The sequence below is a fragment of the Kribbella solani genome (assembly GCF_014205295.1).
GTDB classification, from domain to species: Bacteria; Actinomycetota; Actinomycetes; order Propionibacteriales; family Kribbellaceae; genus Kribbella; species Kribbella solani.
The window spans coordinates 7,223,079-7,238,020 of sequence record NZ_JACHNF010000001.1; the positions used below are offsets into that span (position 1 = coordinate 7,223,079).

Genomic DNA, 14,942 nt, shown 5'->3' on the forward strand with positions numbered 1-14,942 from the left:
CAGTGGAACGGCTGATCATCCGGCCGCGTCCTTTCGATATGAATCTGATCGGTGCTTGGCGGCGCCGGCTCCGCGAGCGCGAGCTGTTGTACGGTCCGAAGGTCCTGCTCCCGGGTGGACCGGAGCAGTGGATCGAGGACACGCTGGACTGGCTGATCGGCCAGTTCGGGACCGAGCCGCTGCGTCGCCCGCCGGTACTGCCGACCGCCTTCGTGCCCAAGGAATACGACGGTTCGGAGCGGGCGGCCTGGGAGTTGTGCGTCCGGGTGTGCGCCTGGATGGAGGTGCCCGACGACCGAATCCGGTTCAGCTTCCGGATGGAGGAGGTCCGCGCGGCCGCCCGCAGCGCGGCCGTGCACCGCTTCACCGCCGAGCAGCCGCGCGAGCTGGTCGCGCTGTCGGGGCTGCAGGCAACGATGACGCCGGCCGAGGTCGCGGCCCTCGTGGCCGAGGGCTTCGACGCCGAGATCGCGGTACTGACCGAACGTGAGCTGGACGCCGAGCTGCGGCGGACCACGGCGATCGCCCAGGAGACCGATCCGAACCGGCGCGCCGACCTGTACGCACGCGCCGAAGCAGTGTGGTCCGCGCCCGCGGGCTCGGGGTCGCGGGCGTGCTGGATCGACCTGCGTACCGGCGGCCGCGAGGGCACCGCGGTGATGCTGTCGGCAACCACTCTCGCCGAGCCCGCCGCGGTGGTGGCGGCAGTCGCGCACGAGCTGGGCCACGAGGTGCTCTGGGGATACCACCTGATCGACCGGCAGCGGCCGGACGCGGAGGCGGTCAGCGACCTGTTCGCGGTCTTCCACGGCTTCGGCGTTTTCCTTGCCAACCAGGCGGTCGAGCGCGTGCCGGGGAAGCGCTCGATGCTGCAGAGCCTTGGCTACCTGGGGGAGCGCGGCGCGTCCGACGCACTGGCCGCGTACTGCTTCCGCCGGCATGGACTGTGGGCGGAGTCGCTGCTGCCGGTGCTCCCGACCGAGCTCGACCGGGCGGTACGGATCCGTACCTTCGCGCGGCTCGCGACGCTGGTGAAGAACGCCGAGATCTCGTCCATCCAGGAGGGCGCGCCGCTGAGGTGAACCCGACGACGGCCGGACCTGGCAGGATCTGGCGAGTGAGGATCGCGATGGTGCGGAACAACCAGCAGATTCGGTCCTTGAAGGCGCCACGCGAACGGCTTCCCGGCGGCAGCCGCCGGTGGATTCGCGCGTCGATGGACTGGCTGGTGGCGGAGTTCGGCCGGGACGTACCGCATCGCCCGATTGCCGTGCCCGCGGACCTGATCCCGGTCGCGTACGACGGTAGCCACGCGGCCGCGACCGAGCTGTGCGGACGGGTCGACGGGCGAATGGACCTCCGGCCAGGTCAGTGCGGCCTCAGCTTCGAGCTCGATTGCGTACGCCGGCCGGGCGGCGGGACCGTCAAGGAACAGTCCGGCCGCTGGATGCGCGGAACCGAACAGAACCTGATCCAGCTCGCGCCGGCACTGCCCGCCGACCCGGTCGCGCTGATCGCGATCTACGCGCACGAGGTGGGTCACGAGCTGTTGCTGGGCAGCGGACGGATCACGCCGGCCGCCCGCCCGGATCACGAGTCGCTGACCGACCTGCTCACCGTCTTCTACGGCCTCGGCATCTTCACCGCGAACGCCGCGTACGAACGCCGCCCGCGCCCGAACGGTCGCGGCAAACAACCACTCGCCCGCGGGTACCTGCGGGAAGCCGCGCTGTCCGAGGCGCTCGCGTACTACGCGATGCTCCGCGGCGAACGGCATCCGGAGTGGGAGCGGCACCTGGACGCGCCCGTACGCCGCGGCATGCGCAACCAGCTGGCGGTGCTGCACCGGTAAGACTCGCTACACCGTCAAGAGTCGCTACACCGTCAAGAGTCGCTACACCGTTAGGAGTCGTCGCAGCCACCACACGCCGCCGCGGTACATCGACTCCTTGCTCGGTCCGGTCAAGTAGTCGGGCAGGTGCAGGTACGTCATCACCTGGTACAACGCCCCGAGCTCCTCGGCGAGTTCAAGCGCGCGCCGCAGCGCGGCCGGGTCGGCGTATTCCTCCCACTCGCTCAAGTACGCGTCCCGCACTTCCGGTTCGCGGGACAGCGGCGAGCGCTCCTCGACGAAGGTCACCAGGTCCAGGAACGGATGCGCCAGCGCGGCATCGGTCCAGTCGAAGGCGAGGACCCGGCCGTCCTTCACGGCGAGGTTGCGCGGGTGCAGATCGCCGTGCAGCAACGTCTCGGGTACGCCGATCGCGGCCAGCTCGTTGATTGCCTCGCGCAACTGTTTCGCGCGCTCCGGCAGCCGGTCCCGTTCGGCCGGTTCGAGCCGGTCGGTGAACGGGTTGGGGCCGAGCAGGCGGTCGACCTCGGCCGCGAGGACAGCCAGCCGCCGATCGGCGCAGGTGAACTCCAGCAGCCGCTCGGGCTGATCCGCGTAGCTTCGCTGTAACCGGGCATGGCGACGGACCGCATCGATCCAGACGCCGAGCTCGGTCTCGTCGGACAGCGGCGTACCGAGGTCGCGCAGCAACATCCACGCCCGCCGCTCGTCGATGGCGATCGGCGCTGGGACCGCATCCGGGCGATCGGCGGACGCGCGGTGCAGGAAGAGCGGCTCGTGCGCGAAGAGGAACGGCAGCGCGTCCGGCCGTACCGGCTTGATCGTGGTCGAGTGCGCGAGCGCTTTGAAGTACACGTCGCCGTCGGCGGTCGGGATGCGCAGGACGTTCGACAGACCCCAGGACTTGAGCTGCGACCACGGGCCGGTCGCTCGGACATGCTCGGCGATCCACCGCGGCGCCTCGTCGTACCACTCCGGATGCGTCCAGGCGGGCAGATCGGCCGAGCTGACCGGCCGGTCGTACACCCACGTCGCGTCGGCGGGTGGTTCGGTGATCGGGCTCATCAGGTACGTGGGCGGGTCGTCGGACAGACAGGTGAGGACGACGGCCTCGATGCCGTACGTGTCGCGGACCGCCTCCACCACCGGCGCGACATCCGGGAACCACGTACTCGACGGCGCGTCGACCTCCACCTCCAGCGTGAGGGTCGCTTGATCGCCCGGACGGACCACGACAGCCGTTACCTTCATGTCCTGCAGCGTATGTGCCGGGCACAACCGTATTTCGCACTAGGGTTACAGAGTGATCGAGGCCAGGGATGTGGTCCGGGCGGCCGAGCTGCTGCACGATGTGGTCGCGCCGACTCCGTTGGAGTACTCGCGGTGGCTGAGCGAGCTAGTCGGCGGTGACGTCTTCCTGAAGTGCGAGAACCTGCAGCGAACCGGGTCGTTCAAACTGCGTGGGGCGTACGTACGGATGGCGCGACTGTCCAAATCCGAGCGCGACCGTGGCGTCGTCGCGGCCAGCGCGGGCAACCACGCGCAGGGCGTCGCGCTGGCGGCGCAGTTGCTCGGGATCAAGTCGACCGTGTTCATGCCGAACGGCGCGCCGATCCCGAAGGAGAAGGCGACCCGCGCGTACGGCGCCGAGATCCGCTTCGTCGGTACGTCGATCGACGACTGCCTGACCGCGGCGCGGGCGTACGCGGCCGAAACCGGCGCGGTGCTGATCCACCCGTTCGACCACCCGGACATCGTCGCCGGCCAGGCGACCACCGGGCTGGAGATCGTCGAGCAGTGCCCGCAGGTGCGGACCGTCGTCGTACCGACCGGTGGTGGCGGCTTGCTCGCCGGGATCGCGACCGCGATGCAGCGGGACGGGATGCCGATCGAGGTCGTCGGCGTCCAGGCGGCCGGCGCGGCGGCGTACCCGGCGTCGCTGGCGGCGGGGGAGCCGGTGCAACTCGACCGGATGACCACGATGGCGGACGGGATCGCGGTCGGCCTGCCGGGGAAGGTGCCGTTCGAGACGATCCAGCAGTACGTCGGCGATGTCCGTACCGTCGGCGAGGACTCGTTGTCGAAGGCAGTCCTGCTGGTACTGGAACGCGCCAAGCTGGTGGTCGAGCCGGCCGGTGCGGCCGCGGTTGCTGCCGTACTGGATGAGCCGAAGCGGTTCAAACCGCCGGTGGTCGTGGTGCTGTCCGGTGGCAACATCGACCCGTTGCTGTTGATGCGGGTGATCCGGCACGGCATGGCGGCGGCCGGCCGGTACCTGTCGTTGCGAGTACGCATCCCGGACACGCCAGGCGGACTGGCCACGTTGCTGACCGAGCTGGCGGCACTGGACGCCAACCTGATCGAGGTCGTGCACGAGCGGATCTCAGAGACGCTCAGCCTGGAGGAGGTCGAGGTAGCGCTTCAGCTGGAGCTGCGCGGCGAGGAACACCGCCAACGCATCCTCACCGATCTCACCGCGAACGGCTACAGCTACACCCTCAACTGACCCAGCAGTGTCAGCCGGCCAGCCGCCTCAACTGACGCAGCAGGCTCAGCCGGGTTGGCGGCTTGACGATCAGGTCAGGCGAGTGGGCTCGCAGCTCTTCACCAGCGGTGCGTGCAGGCGCTGCGCGAGCACTTCGCGCTGCGTCGGCTGGGCTTCCTGCTGGCGGTGCAGTCCCTCGGCGGTCAGCCGTACGTTGACCGCGCGCCTGTCCTCCGGGCACATGTGCCGCTCGACCAGGCCGGCAGTCTCCAGCCGGCCGATCACGCGCGACAGCGCGCTCTGACTCAGGTGTACGGACTTGGCGATCGTTGCGACCTTGGCGGAGTGCTCCGGCAGCTCGGCGAGCCGCTCCAGCACCTCGTACTCACTCATGCCGAGCGAGTGACCGGCCTGCAGTGCCCGGTCAAGGGCGCAGGTGAGGTCCGCGTGGCGAGCCAGTAGCTCGCGCCATTCGCGCACATCGGCGGTGGTCTCACCAGGCCCACCGCTGACCTTCGTAGCGGTCATGTTCTGGACCATAGCATGCACACGCAATCAATGCAAACGCATTTAATGCCTAGACATTAGATGCATGCGCATGCAATAGTCTCTCCTCGTGACTACGCAAACCCCAACTCCAGCCGGTACTGCACCGGCCCGCATGACCTGGGATGCACGTCTCTGGGGCGCGCTTCTCGTCGTCTGCGGCGTGATCTTCCTCGACGGCCTGGACGTGTCCATGGTCGGCATGTCCCTGCCGTCCATCGGCGCCGACCTGGGCGTCTCCCTTTCTTCCCTGCAGTGGGTAGTGACCGGTTACGTACTCGGGTACGGCGGTCTGCTGCTGCTCGGCGGCCGGACCGCCGACCTGCTCGGCCGGCGCCGGGTGTTCCTGATCGCCCTGGGTGTCTTCGCCGTGGTCTCGATGCTGAGCTCGCTGGCGACCAACCCCGAACTGCTCATCGCCGCGCGGTTCGTGAAGGGCATCGCGGCCGCGTTCACCGCGCCGGCCGCGCTCTCCATCATCACCACCACCTTCCACGAGGGACCGGATCGCAACCGGGCACTCTCGATCTTCACCACCTGCGCCGCCAGCGGCTTCTCGATGGGCCTGATCCTCGGCGGCGCGCTGACCGAGGTCGGCTGGCGCTGGACCTTCCTGATGCCCGGCCCGGTCGCCCTGATCGTGCTGCTGTTCGGCATCAAGCTGATCCCGAGCAGCCCGCGCGACGATGCCTCGGGCGGGTACGACGTACCAGGCGCGATCACCGTCACCGGCGGCATGCTGGCCCTCGTCTACGCGGTTGTCGGCGCGGAGCACGCCGGCTGGGTGTCCGTCCAGACCATCGGGCTGTTCGTCCTCGCCGCGGTTCTGCTGGCCGGATTCGTCGCCATCGAGCTGCGTACGAAGAACCCGCTGGTCCGGCTGGGCATCCTGCGCAACCCGTCGCTGCGGCGCGCGAACCTCGCCATCCTGACCGTGTTCGGCTCGTACGTCGCGTTCCAGCTGATCGGCACCATGTACCTGCAGAACCTGCTCGGCTGGTCGTCCTTCCAGACCGCGCTGGGCTTCCTGCCGGCCGGCATCCTGGTCGTCACGCTGTCGCCGAACGTCGGCAAGATCGTCGACCGGGTCGGTACCGAGAAGATGATCATCGTCTCGATGGCGCTGTTCGTCGCCGGGTACGCCCTGTCGCAGCGGATCGGCCCGGAGTCGGAGTACTTCTCCACCGTGTTCCCGACCATCATGCTGCTCGGTCTCGGGTTCGCGATCGGGTTCCCGTCGCTGAATATCCAGGCCGTGTCCGGCGTACCGGACCACGAGCAGGGGCTGGCGTCCGGCCTGTTCAACACCTCCAACCAGGTGGGTGGCGCGGTCGTACTCGCGATCGTGACCGCGGTGATCAGCAGCCAGACCGTCGGCGTGACCGCGCCCACCGGGGTGCTGTCGGCGTACAAGTCCGGGCTCGGGGTCGTGACCGGGATCGCGGCGCTCGGGCTGGTGATCGCCCTCACCGGGCTGCGCGGCCTGAAGGCGCGGCGGGCGGCCGAGGAAGCCGAGGCGGCCGAACTGGCAGCGGTACAGAAGGAGCTGGCGGCGGAGGAGATGGAGCCGGCGGCGTGACAACAACCAGCTCCGCTCGGGGCTGTGCGGTGATATGACAGCACGTGGTGCGGACTCCTTCGGGGGTCCGCACCACTGCATTTCGGGGGTTACCCCGATTGGTTTCGGCCCCGCGGAGTGCTGGACTTGGAACATGGACGAGCGAAGCGAGGGCATCATCAAATACAGCGAGCATTGCTCATGCCCGCCCGGAGCGAAGCGAGGACGGGCATGAGCAACCAGAGCTACGACCAGAAGGTCAAGGACATCCTGGACCGGGTCGCCAACGGTCACCTGTCACCCGAGGAGGCCACCACGCTGATCGCCGCCCTCAAGCCGGCCCCATCCGAAGGCCCCGGCGCATCCGAGGCCCCCGGCGTACGCGGTGCGGCCGGCCCGGCGGCCAACGCTCCGGTTGCCGACAACGGAGACCCCACCTCCTGGCCCCGCCCCTCAACCGGCGACACCCCGTCCCCCACAGCCTGGGCCGACGCCGTCGACTCCCCGACTGCCGAGCAACCGACGGTTGCGCCGTCCGGCGTGCAGGACAGTGTGCCCGGCGCGGTGACCGAGCCGGATGCTGCCTCGGATGAGGAGGAGTTGGTGGAGGAGCAGCACAGCAACGTGCCGATTCCTTCCGGGGTGCAGCGGGTGACGATCCGCGCGATCGGCCGCCGCGTACGCCTGATCGGCGAACCGGCAGTGAACGGTGTGGCCGTCGACGGACCGCACGTGATCAAGCGCGACGGCGACACCCTCGCGATCAGCAGCGAAGGCGACATGGGCGTCTCGATCGACGGTTTCAGCATGCTGCGGAACCCGACCGACCTGAAGGCGCACGTGAACGGCCTCGCCAAGGAACTCTCGATCCGCGTCAACCCGAACCTCCAGGTGGAGGTGGAGGTGACCGGCGGCAGCGTGAACGCCGAACGCGTCCCCGGCCTGTCCCGCGTCCGCGTCACCGCCGGCACCGCGAAGGTCGCCGACGTGGACGGCCCGATCGACGTCCTGGTCCAGGCCGGCACCGCCTCGGTGGACGGCCAGATCACCAAGGGCCGCTCCCGCGTCCGCGTCGAGTCCGGCACCGCCACGGTCGCCCTCCGCCGCGGCTCCGACGTCCGCGTCCACACCGAAGCCCAACTGGGCCGAGTCACCTGGACCGGCGCCGTCTCCGGCCAATCCAAAGACGTAGAAATCGGCCGCGGCCGAGCCGCCCTGGACGTAGAAGTCCTGGTAGGCACCGCCCAACTAACCTCTGACTGACCCACCCCCGACTGGCCTCGCCCCCGCCCCCGAGCCAGTCCGCTCGCCCTCTTACGCACAACCCTCCATTTCAGGGGGCATCCCCGCGACTGTGAACTGGTCCCCGAAAGTTGGACTGGCTGGGTAGGGAGCCTATGCCGTGAGGGTCTGGGTGCGGTATTGCACTGGGCTCAGGCCCTTGAGTGTTGTTGAGGTGCGGTGGTTGTTGTACCAGTGGATGTAGTCGGCGAGTGCGGTGGTGAACGCGTCGGCGCTGGTGAAGGTGGTGTGGTGGAAGAGTTCTTCTTTGAGGTGTCCGAAGAAGTTCTCGATGATGGCGTTGTCGTAGCAGTTGGCTTTGCGGGACATCGACTGGGTCGCGCGGGCGGTGGTGAGTAGGGCCTGCCAGGAGTGGTGCTGGTATTGGAAGCCTTGGTCGGAGTGGACCAGCAGGCCGGGGCTGGGGCGCTGGGTGGTGAGTGCTTGTTGCAGGCTGGAGTTGGTGAGTTGCAGGTTAGGTGAGTCGCTGGTTGTGTAGGCGATGATCTGGCGGTCGAACAGGTCCATGACCGGCGACAGGTAGAGCTTGCGGCCGGCGATGGCGAACTCGGTCACATCGGTGACCCACTTGCGGTTCGGAGCGGTGGCGGTGAAGTCACGGGCCAGCAGGTTCGGTGCGGTCTTGCCAGTCGCGCCGGTCGTGCTGGTCTGGCCTTTGAACGAGTTGTAGCGGCGGCGGCGCCGGACCAGGCAGACCAGCCCGAGGCGCCGCATCAGCGCCAGGACGGTCTTCTTCGCGACCCGCCAGCCGGCGGTCACCAGTTCGCGGTGGACGCGACGATGCCCGTAACGGCCTTTGTTGTTCTCGAACACTTCCCGGATGGCGGTCTTCAGGGCGGCGCGTGGGTCCGGCGAGGCGAGGCGGGCCTGGTGGTAGAAGAACGTCGACCGGGCCAGACCAGCAACCTCCAGCAATACCTCGAGGCGGTGGTCAGCCTTGAGAGCGGTGACGGCCTGGGCCTTCAGCGTCGTTGCTGGGCTCTCAAGGCACGCAATTTTCCCAGGTAGGCGTTTTCGGCCCGCAGCCGCTCGTTCTCGCGACGCAACCGCTCCAACTCACTCACCTCACCCAATTCACCCGCAGACCGGCCACGATCACCACCACCGGCACCCGGTGGGCGGCCCGGACGTTTCGGGCGCAACCCGTCATCACCCTCGTCGCGGTACTTACGGGCCCAGTTCTCGATCAATTTCGGCGACGACAACTCGAACTCCCGCGCGAGCGCGACCTTCGTCTCGCCCGCGAGAAACCGCCGGACCACCTCGCGCTTGACCTCGAACGAGAAGACCCGTTTCCCCGGCATCGCCACCAACGCTCCCGTACCTCGAACACGCCACCGGTCGTACAACCGGTTCACCGCTGAAGCACTCCCACTCAGCCGCACCGCGACCGCCTGCCGGCCCCAGCCAGCCTCGAACAACGCTACCGCCTCACACCGCTGCTCCTCAGACAACGAACTACCACCACGCATACAACCACTCCCCAGAATCAGAACTGAATTTCTCAGTCCAACTTCTGGGGAGCAGTTCACTGCAGGGTTGCCCCCTGATAATTCGAGGGGGGCAACCCTGTACCTCAGGGGATGTCCTCTCGGGTGGAGGGTTGTGCGGAACGGGCCGGTTCGGGGGCTGGTTGGGGTGGGTGTTCGGATCAGGTGGCAACCGCCTTCGCGGGGATGGTGCGGAGGTGGCGGAGGGGGGAGAGGTAGAGGAATGTGGTGCCGGCGAGGGTGCCTAGGCCGGTGATCCAGAGGGTGGGGTGGAGGCCGAAGGTGGTGCCCAGGGTGCCGCCGAGGAGGCTGCCGAGGGGGGTGGCGCTCCAGGAGACGAAGCTCATGGTGGCGCTGACTCGGCCTTGCAGGTCAGGTGGGCAGAGGCGTTGCTGGGTGCTGACCTGCAGGATGTAGCTGACGATGATGCAGAAGCCGGCCAGCAGGGTGCCGGCGACGAACCAGGTCACCTGCCAGCCGGGGGCGGTCAGTGCCTGGACGGTGAACGCGACCGCGATCCCGGTCGAGGAGAGCAGCAGCGTACGGGCGTCTCCGTACCTGCGACTGATCTTCTCGGTGACGGTTGACGCGACGATCGCGCCGAGCAGACCGATCATGCTGAGTACGCCGATCGTGGCGGGCTGCAGGTGTACCTCGCGGACCAGGTAGACGATCATGATCGCGCCGGCCGCGGACTGGAAGAGCATCGTCACCATCGTGTTCAGGGCCAGCGGCCGGAGCAGTGGATGGTGGAAGACGTAGCGCAGTCCGGCGCCGATCTCGCGGCGCAGGCCGGGACGCTCGGGGCGTACGGGCTCCGCTTCCGGCGTACGGATCGAGCGCAGCCAGAGCGCTGACCAGAGGAAGCTCAGCGCGTCCAGGCCGATTGTCAGCGCGGCGCCGAGCCATTGGACGAGCAAACCGCTCGCGCCGGCGCCGACCACCGCGCCGATCGAGTGGTTCGCGGCCAGTTTCGCGTTGCCGGGCAGCAACTGGTCGCGATCGAGGAGGCGCGGCAGGTACGAGTTGTGCGCCACGTCGAAGAGCACGGTCAGTACGCCGGCCGGGATCAGTACGAGGTACAGCTGGGTCAGCGTGAGTACGCCGAACCACCAGGCGATCGGGATCGACGCGAACAGCAGCGCGCGGAGCAGATCGGCGTACACGAGGACCGGTCGGCAGCGGATGCGGTCGGCCCAGGCGCCGGCGAACAGGCCGAGGCCGAGCCAGGCGGCGGTTTCGCAGGTCCGGAGCAGCGCGACCTGCAGGGTGGACGCGTTCAGATTGAGGACGGCGAGCAGGGGGATCGCGCCCATGGTCAGCCGGGTGCCGAGCTGACTGAGCAGGTCGGCGGCCCACAGGCGGCGGAAATCCGGGTGTCGCAGGATGCTCATTCCGCGACCGTAAGGGCTGAGTTGAGTCCTGTCGACTCAAGTATCAACAAAGTTGAGTCGACTGGACTCAATATAATTGGGAAGTGAAATTGTCGGTGATCTCCGGCAGGATGGGTGGCCTGCATCACATCCATAGGGGAGGACGAATGGCCGCAATCGAGGCAAGTGGCCTCGTGAAGACGTTCAAGGGCCGGAAGAACACGGTCAAGGCGCTGGACGGGATCGACCTCGACGTGCCCGAAGGCAGCGTGCTCGGCCTGCTCGGCCCGAACGGCGCGGGCAAGACGACAACGGTCCGGGTGCTGACCACGCTGATGAAACCCGACGCGGGTACGGCGCGGGTGCTCGGGCACGACGTGGTGAAGGACGCGGACATGGTCCGATCGCTGGTCGGGCTCTCGGGGCAGTACGCGGCCGTCGACGAGCTGCTCACCGGCCGGGAGAACCTGTGGATGTTCGGCCGGCTGTACCGGCTCGGCAGTCAGCAGGCGAAGGAGCGGGCGGAGGAACTGCTCGCGACGTTCGATCTGACCGAGGCGGCGGACCGGACCCTGAAGACGTACTCGGGTGGAATGCGCCGCCGGCTCGACCTGGCCGGTTCGCTGATCGCGCACCCGAAGGTGCTGTTCCTGGACGAGCCGACGACCGGCCTCGACCCGCGGTCCCGGATCGACCTCTGGAAGATCATCCGCGACCGGGTCCGCGAGGGGGTGACGATCCTGCTCACCACGCAGTACCTGGAGGAGGCCGACGAGCTGGCCGACAGCATCGCCGTGGTCGATCACGGCTCGGTGATCGCGCGCGGCACGGCCGACGAGCTGAAGGCGAAGGTCGGTGGCGAACGGATCGAGGTGGTCGTGCACGATCCGGCCGACACCACTCGCGCGCTGGAGTTGCTGACCACCGCGCTCGGCGTCGCCGATCCGGAGTCGACCACGATCGAGGAGCACACCCGGCGACTGACCGTACCGGCGCCGGGCGGGTCGAGCACGCTCGTCGAGGTGATCCGGACCCTGGACGCCGCGCGGATCCGGATCGCCGACATCGGGTTGCGGCGGCCGACCTTGGACGACGTGTTCCTCACCCTGACCGGGCACGAGGCCGAGCAGAAGGAGTCGCTGTGAGTGTGGAGCTGCCGGCCAAGGTGAACCCGCTGAGCCGGGCCCTGTCGGATGCCGGAATCCTTGCCTGGCGGAGCCTGAAGCGGATTCCGCGGACGCCGGACATGCTGATCTACGCGACCATCCAGCCGATCATGTTCGTGCTCCTGTTCGCGTACGTGTTCGGCAACGCGATCCCGATCCCGGGTTTCCCCGGACCGCGGGCGTACCGGGAGTTCCTGATGTCCGGGATCTTCGCGCAGACGATGGCGTTCGCGGTCGCGTCCGCGAGCGTCGGGCTGGCCGACGACATGTCGAAGGGCCTGATCGACCGGTTCAGGTCGTTGCCGATGGCAAGGTCCGGGGTGATCGCCGGGCGGGTGATCGGCGACCTGGTGTTCAACGCGTTCGTGATGCTGATCATGGTGATCTGCGGATTCATCGTCGGCTGGCGCTGGCACAACGGGATCGGCCAGGCGCTGGCCGCGTTCGCGATCCTGCTGCTGTTCGCGTTCGCGATGCTCTGGGTGGGCGCGCTGATCGGGCTGTCGGTCGGCGGGCCGGAGGTGGCGTCGTCGGCCGGGCTGATCTGGCTGTTCCCGCTGACCTTCCTGTCGAACGCGTTCGTCCCGACACCGCAGCTGCCGAAGGCCCTGCAACCGGTGGCCGAGTGGAACCCGATCTCGTCGATCGTCGCGGCCTGCCGGCATCTGTTCGGCAATCCGTCGCCGTTCGCCAGTCCGGACGGATTCCCGGCGCAGCATCCGGTCTGGCTGTCACTGATCTGGTGCGTGGCGATCATCGCCGTGTTCGCCCCGCTGGCCGTCCGCAAGTACCGCAGCGCGACCGGGCACTGACGGCGTACGCGTTGCTGACGGGGACCGCCGGCAGTTGAAGGACTGCCGGCGGTCCCGGCGGCGGACCACAAAAGCAAGCGCCCCGGTGGGGTGACCACCGGGGCGCTCGGAAGCTTTGGTGGTCAGCCGGTGAACGGTTCCGCGGCGACGATCTCGACGGTGACGGGCTTGCCGTTCGGCGCCTCGTACGTCGCCTTGTCGCCCTTCTTCTTGCCCAGGATCGCGGCGCCCAGGGGCGACTGCGGGGAGTACACGTCGATGTCCACCGACGCGTCCAGGGCGAGCAGTTCGCGGGAGCCGAGCAGGAACGTCTCGACATCGTCGTCACCGGCGAACGTGATCGACACCTTCATCCCCGGCTCGATCTTGCCGCCGGCCTTCGGGGTCTCGCCGACCCGGGCGCGGCGGAGCATGTCCTCCAGCTGCCGGATCCGGGCCTCGACCTTGCCCTGCTCGTCCTTCGCGGCGTGGTAGCCGCCGTTCTCCTTGAGGTCGCCCTCGTCCCTGGCCTCGCTGATCCGCTGGGTGATCTCGGCACGGGCCGGGCCCTTCAGGTGCTCGAGCTCGGACTTCAGCTGGTCGTAACCGTCCTGCGTCAGCCAGACAACGCTGTCCTCATCGATCTTCTGCGTCACGGGCTGCTCCTTGTGTTGGGATGGGCAGGAAATACTGCTGGCCGCCGTCGTCGACGGCGACCATTCCATCGAGCGTAGCAAGAGACCACGGATCACGCAGGGGTTCTCAGGCGTCGCAAACGCTCGGAAGGCGCTTGCCGTCAGCGTGAATCGCCCCCTTTCCACCGAGTCACGGCAACCGATTGCCCACCCACCCACCCACCGCGGCCCGGCGTCCGCCGGCCCCAAACCGGTTTGGGGAGTTCAGACCCCCCGATTTGGCCGGTTGCCCTCCCCGAACCGGTTTGGGAGTGCGGGGGCCGGGCGGGGGGGGGCAGGGTCAGCGGGGGCGGTGCTGGGTGGGGGTGGTGCAGCCGACCAGGACGACCGAGGTGGCCGCGCGCTGGGTGGTCAGGGTGACGGGGAGCGTCTGGTGCCGGGCGGAATCCGCGGGGACCGTCACCGTCACCTCGCCGACGATCGAGAAGTCCGCCGCCTTCGCCTGTACCCGGCAGCTGGCCTCCTCGGACTTGCTCCGTTCGACCTTGATCGTCGCCTTCGCGCTCGTCGGCGAGACGATCTCGAACCCCTGCAACTGCGACGTCACCGCCGGATTCGACTGGATCCAGGCCACCCACACCAGCCAGACCAGCGCGGTCAGCGCGAGCACGCCCAGGCCGCCGATCACGAGCGGCCGGCGGGAACGCGCGGGCTTTCCGTACCGGGCGTTCAGGTCGGTACCGGAGTCGGTACCAGGGCCGGTGCCGGGGGACGTCGGAGAGTCGATCACAGGTCAGTCCAGGGGGTCGGTCGTGGGTTTTGCCGGGTGTCGTAGGACCATTGTGTCTTGTGAGTGGAGATCTTCGGTTGTTGCATGTGCACGCCCACCCGGACGACGAGTCGAGCAAGGGCGCCGCGTCCACCGCCAGGTACGTGGCCGAAGGCGTGGAAGTGCTGGTCGCCACGTGTACGGGCGGGGAACGCGGATCGATCCTGAACCCGAAAATGGACCGGCCGGAAGTGCTGGCGAACATCACCGAGATCCGCCGCAAGGAGATGGACAGCGCGCGCGAGATCCTCGGCATCCGGCAGGAGTGGCTCGGCTGGGTGGACTCCGGTTTCCCGGAGGGCGATCCGCTGCCGCCGCTGCCGGAGGGCTGCTTCGCGGGGCAGAAGGTGGAGGACGCCGCCGCGCCGCTGGTGAAGCTGATCCGCGAGTTCCGGCCGCAGGTGGTCACGACGTACGACGAGAACGGCGGGTACCCGCACCCCGACCACGTGATGTGCCACCAGATCACGGTGGCGGCGTTCGAGGCGGCGGGGGACAAGGACGCGTACCCGGAGCTTGGTGAGCCCTGGCAGCCGCTGAAGCTGTACTACCACCACACGTTCCACTACGAGCGGATGAAGGCACTGCACGACGCGATGGTCGAGCGCGGGCTCGAGTCGCCGTACGCGGAGCGGCTGAAGGACTGGAAGCCGGACCCGGAGAACGAGCGCCGGATCACCACCCGGGTGGAGTGCGCCGAGTACTTCGAGGTGCGCGACCAGGCGCTGCTCGCGCACGCGACCCAGATCGACCCGGACGGTTCCTGGTTCGCGGTGCCGCTGGCCGTACATCAGGCGGCCTGGCCGACCGAGGACTACGAGCTGGCGCGGAGTCTGGTCGAGTCGGAGCTGCCTGAGAACGACCTGTTCGCGGGGCTCCGCTGACGGGCGGCACGGACAATGAGAGAATGGTGGC

At 68.4% G+C, this 14,942-nt stretch carries 15 protein-coding genes; 8 read left to right on the forward strand and 7 right to left on the reverse strand.

Going from position 1 to position 14,942, the window contains the following annotated elements:
• Positions 1–38 precede the first annotated feature (38 nt).
• Both HDA44_RS33555 and HDA44_RS33560 read left to right on the forward strand, forming a co-directional pair.
• Positions 39–1,082: a hypothetical protein gene (locus tag HDA44_RS33555; RefSeq protein WP_184841397.1), complete on the forward strand. Its 1,044-nt coding sequence runs from the start codon at positions 39–41 to the stop codon at positions 1,080–1,082.
• A gap of 35 nt (positions 1,083–1,117) precedes the next feature.
• The gene (locus tag HDA44_RS33560; RefSeq protein WP_184841399.1) at positions 1,118–1,852 is read left to right on the forward strand and encodes a hypothetical protein; all 735 of its coding nucleotides are present in this window, start codon (positions 1,118–1,120) and stop codon (positions 1,850–1,852) included.
• Positions 1,853–1,894: 42 nt separating this feature from the next.
• On the opposite strand, the gene HDA44_RS33565 is transcribed toward HDA44_RS33560, so the two are convergent.
• On the reverse strand, positions 1,895–3,103 hold the full coding sequence (locus HDA44_RS33565; protein WP_184841402.1) for an aminoglycoside phosphotransferase family protein: 1,209 nt from the start codon (positions 3,101–3,103) through the stop codon (positions 1,895–1,897).
• 52 nt (positions 3,104–3,155) lie between these two features.
• Here HDA44_RS33565 and ilvA point away from each other — a divergent pair, with 52 nt between their 5' ends.
• Positions 3,156–4,358, forward strand: a complete 1,203-nt coding sequence (ilvA, locus tag HDA44_RS33570; protein WP_184841404.1) for a threonine ammonia-lyase — start codon at positions 3,156–3,158, stop codon at positions 4,356–4,358.
• A 69-nt stretch (positions 4,359–4,427) separates the two neighbouring features.
• Here ilvA and HDA44_RS33575 read toward each other — a convergent pair whose 3' ends face one another.
• Positions 4,428–4,865, reverse strand: a complete 438-nt coding sequence (locus HDA44_RS33575; RefSeq protein ID WP_184841406.1) for a MarR family winged helix-turn-helix transcriptional regulator — start codon at positions 4,863–4,865, stop codon at positions 4,428–4,430.
• An 88-nt stretch (positions 4,866–4,953) separates the two neighbouring features.
• Here HDA44_RS33575 and HDA44_RS33580 point away from each other — a divergent pair, with 88 nt between their 5' ends.
• Positions 4,954–6,462: an MFS transporter gene (locus HDA44_RS33580; protein WP_337906710.1), complete on the forward strand. Its 1,509-nt coding sequence runs from the start codon at positions 4,954–4,956 to the stop codon at positions 6,460–6,462.
• 210 nt (positions 6,463–6,672) lie between these two features.
• The gene (locus HDA44_RS33585) at positions 6,673–7,704 is read left to right on the forward strand and encodes a hypothetical protein (protein ID WP_184841408.1); all 1,032 of its coding nucleotides are present in this window, start codon (positions 6,673–6,675) and stop codon (positions 7,702–7,704) included.
• A 132-nt stretch (positions 7,705–7,836) separates the two neighbouring features.
• Here HDA44_RS33585 and HDA44_RS33590 read toward each other — a convergent pair whose 3' ends face one another.
• The 3 genes from HDA44_RS33590 to HDA44_RS33595 form a co-directional block, all read right to left on the reverse strand.
• On the reverse strand, positions 7,837–8,739 hold the full coding sequence (locus HDA44_RS33590) for an IS3 family transposase (RefSeq protein WP_337906823.1): 903 nt from the start codon (positions 8,737–8,739) through the stop codon (positions 7,837–7,839).
• Positions 8,706–9,047, reverse strand: coding sequence for a helix-turn-helix domain-containing protein (locus HDA44_RS37745; protein WP_238352485.1), 342 nt, complete (start codon positions 9,045–9,047; stop codon positions 8,706–8,708). The genes HDA44_RS33590 and HDA44_RS37745 overlap by 34 nt, the downstream gene beginning before the upstream one ends.
• A gap of 347 nt (positions 9,048–9,394) precedes the next feature.
• Positions 9,395–10,627 (reverse strand): MFS transporter, encoded by a 1,233-nt coding sequence (locus HDA44_RS33595; RefSeq protein WP_184841410.1) that lies wholly within the window; start codon positions 10,625–10,627, stop codon positions 9,395–9,397.
• Positions 10,628–10,773: 146 nt separating this feature from the next.
• On the opposite strand from HDA44_RS33595, the gene HDA44_RS33600 reads away from it, so the two are divergent.
• Complete coding sequence (locus HDA44_RS33600; protein ID WP_184841412.1) at positions 10,774–11,751, forward strand: ATP-binding cassette domain-containing protein; 978 nt, start codon at positions 10,774–10,776, stop codon at positions 11,749–11,751.
• Positions 11,748–12,584, forward strand: coding sequence for an ABC transporter permease (locus HDA44_RS33605; protein ID WP_319038809.1), 837 nt, complete (start codon positions 11,748–11,750; stop codon positions 12,582–12,584). The genes HDA44_RS33600 and HDA44_RS33605 overlap by 4 nt, the downstream gene beginning before the upstream one ends.
• 122 nt (positions 12,585–12,706) lie before the next feature.
• On the opposite strand, the gene greA is transcribed toward HDA44_RS33605, so the two are convergent.
• Together greA and HDA44_RS33615 are read right to left on the reverse strand one after the other, a co-directional pair.
• Positions 12,707–13,219: a transcription elongation factor GreA gene (gene greA / locus HDA44_RS33610; protein WP_184841414.1), complete on the reverse strand. Its 513-nt coding sequence runs from the start codon at positions 13,217–13,219 to the stop codon at positions 12,707–12,709.
• Positions 13,220–13,538: 319 nt separating this feature from the next.
• The gene (locus tag HDA44_RS33615) at positions 13,539–13,988 is read right to left on the reverse strand and encodes a DUF4307 domain-containing protein (RefSeq protein WP_337906713.1); all 450 of its coding nucleotides are present in this window, start codon (positions 13,986–13,988) and stop codon (positions 13,539–13,541) included.
• Positions 13,989–14,047: 59 nt separating this feature from the next.
• Between HDA44_RS33615 and mca the strand changes: the two genes are divergently transcribed.
• A complete protein-coding gene (gene mca, locus HDA44_RS33620; RefSeq protein WP_184841416.1) occupies positions 14,048–14,911 on the forward strand; it encodes a mycothiol conjugate amidase Mca in 864 nt (287 codons plus the stop codon).
• Positions 14,912–14,942 lie beyond the last annotated feature (31 nt).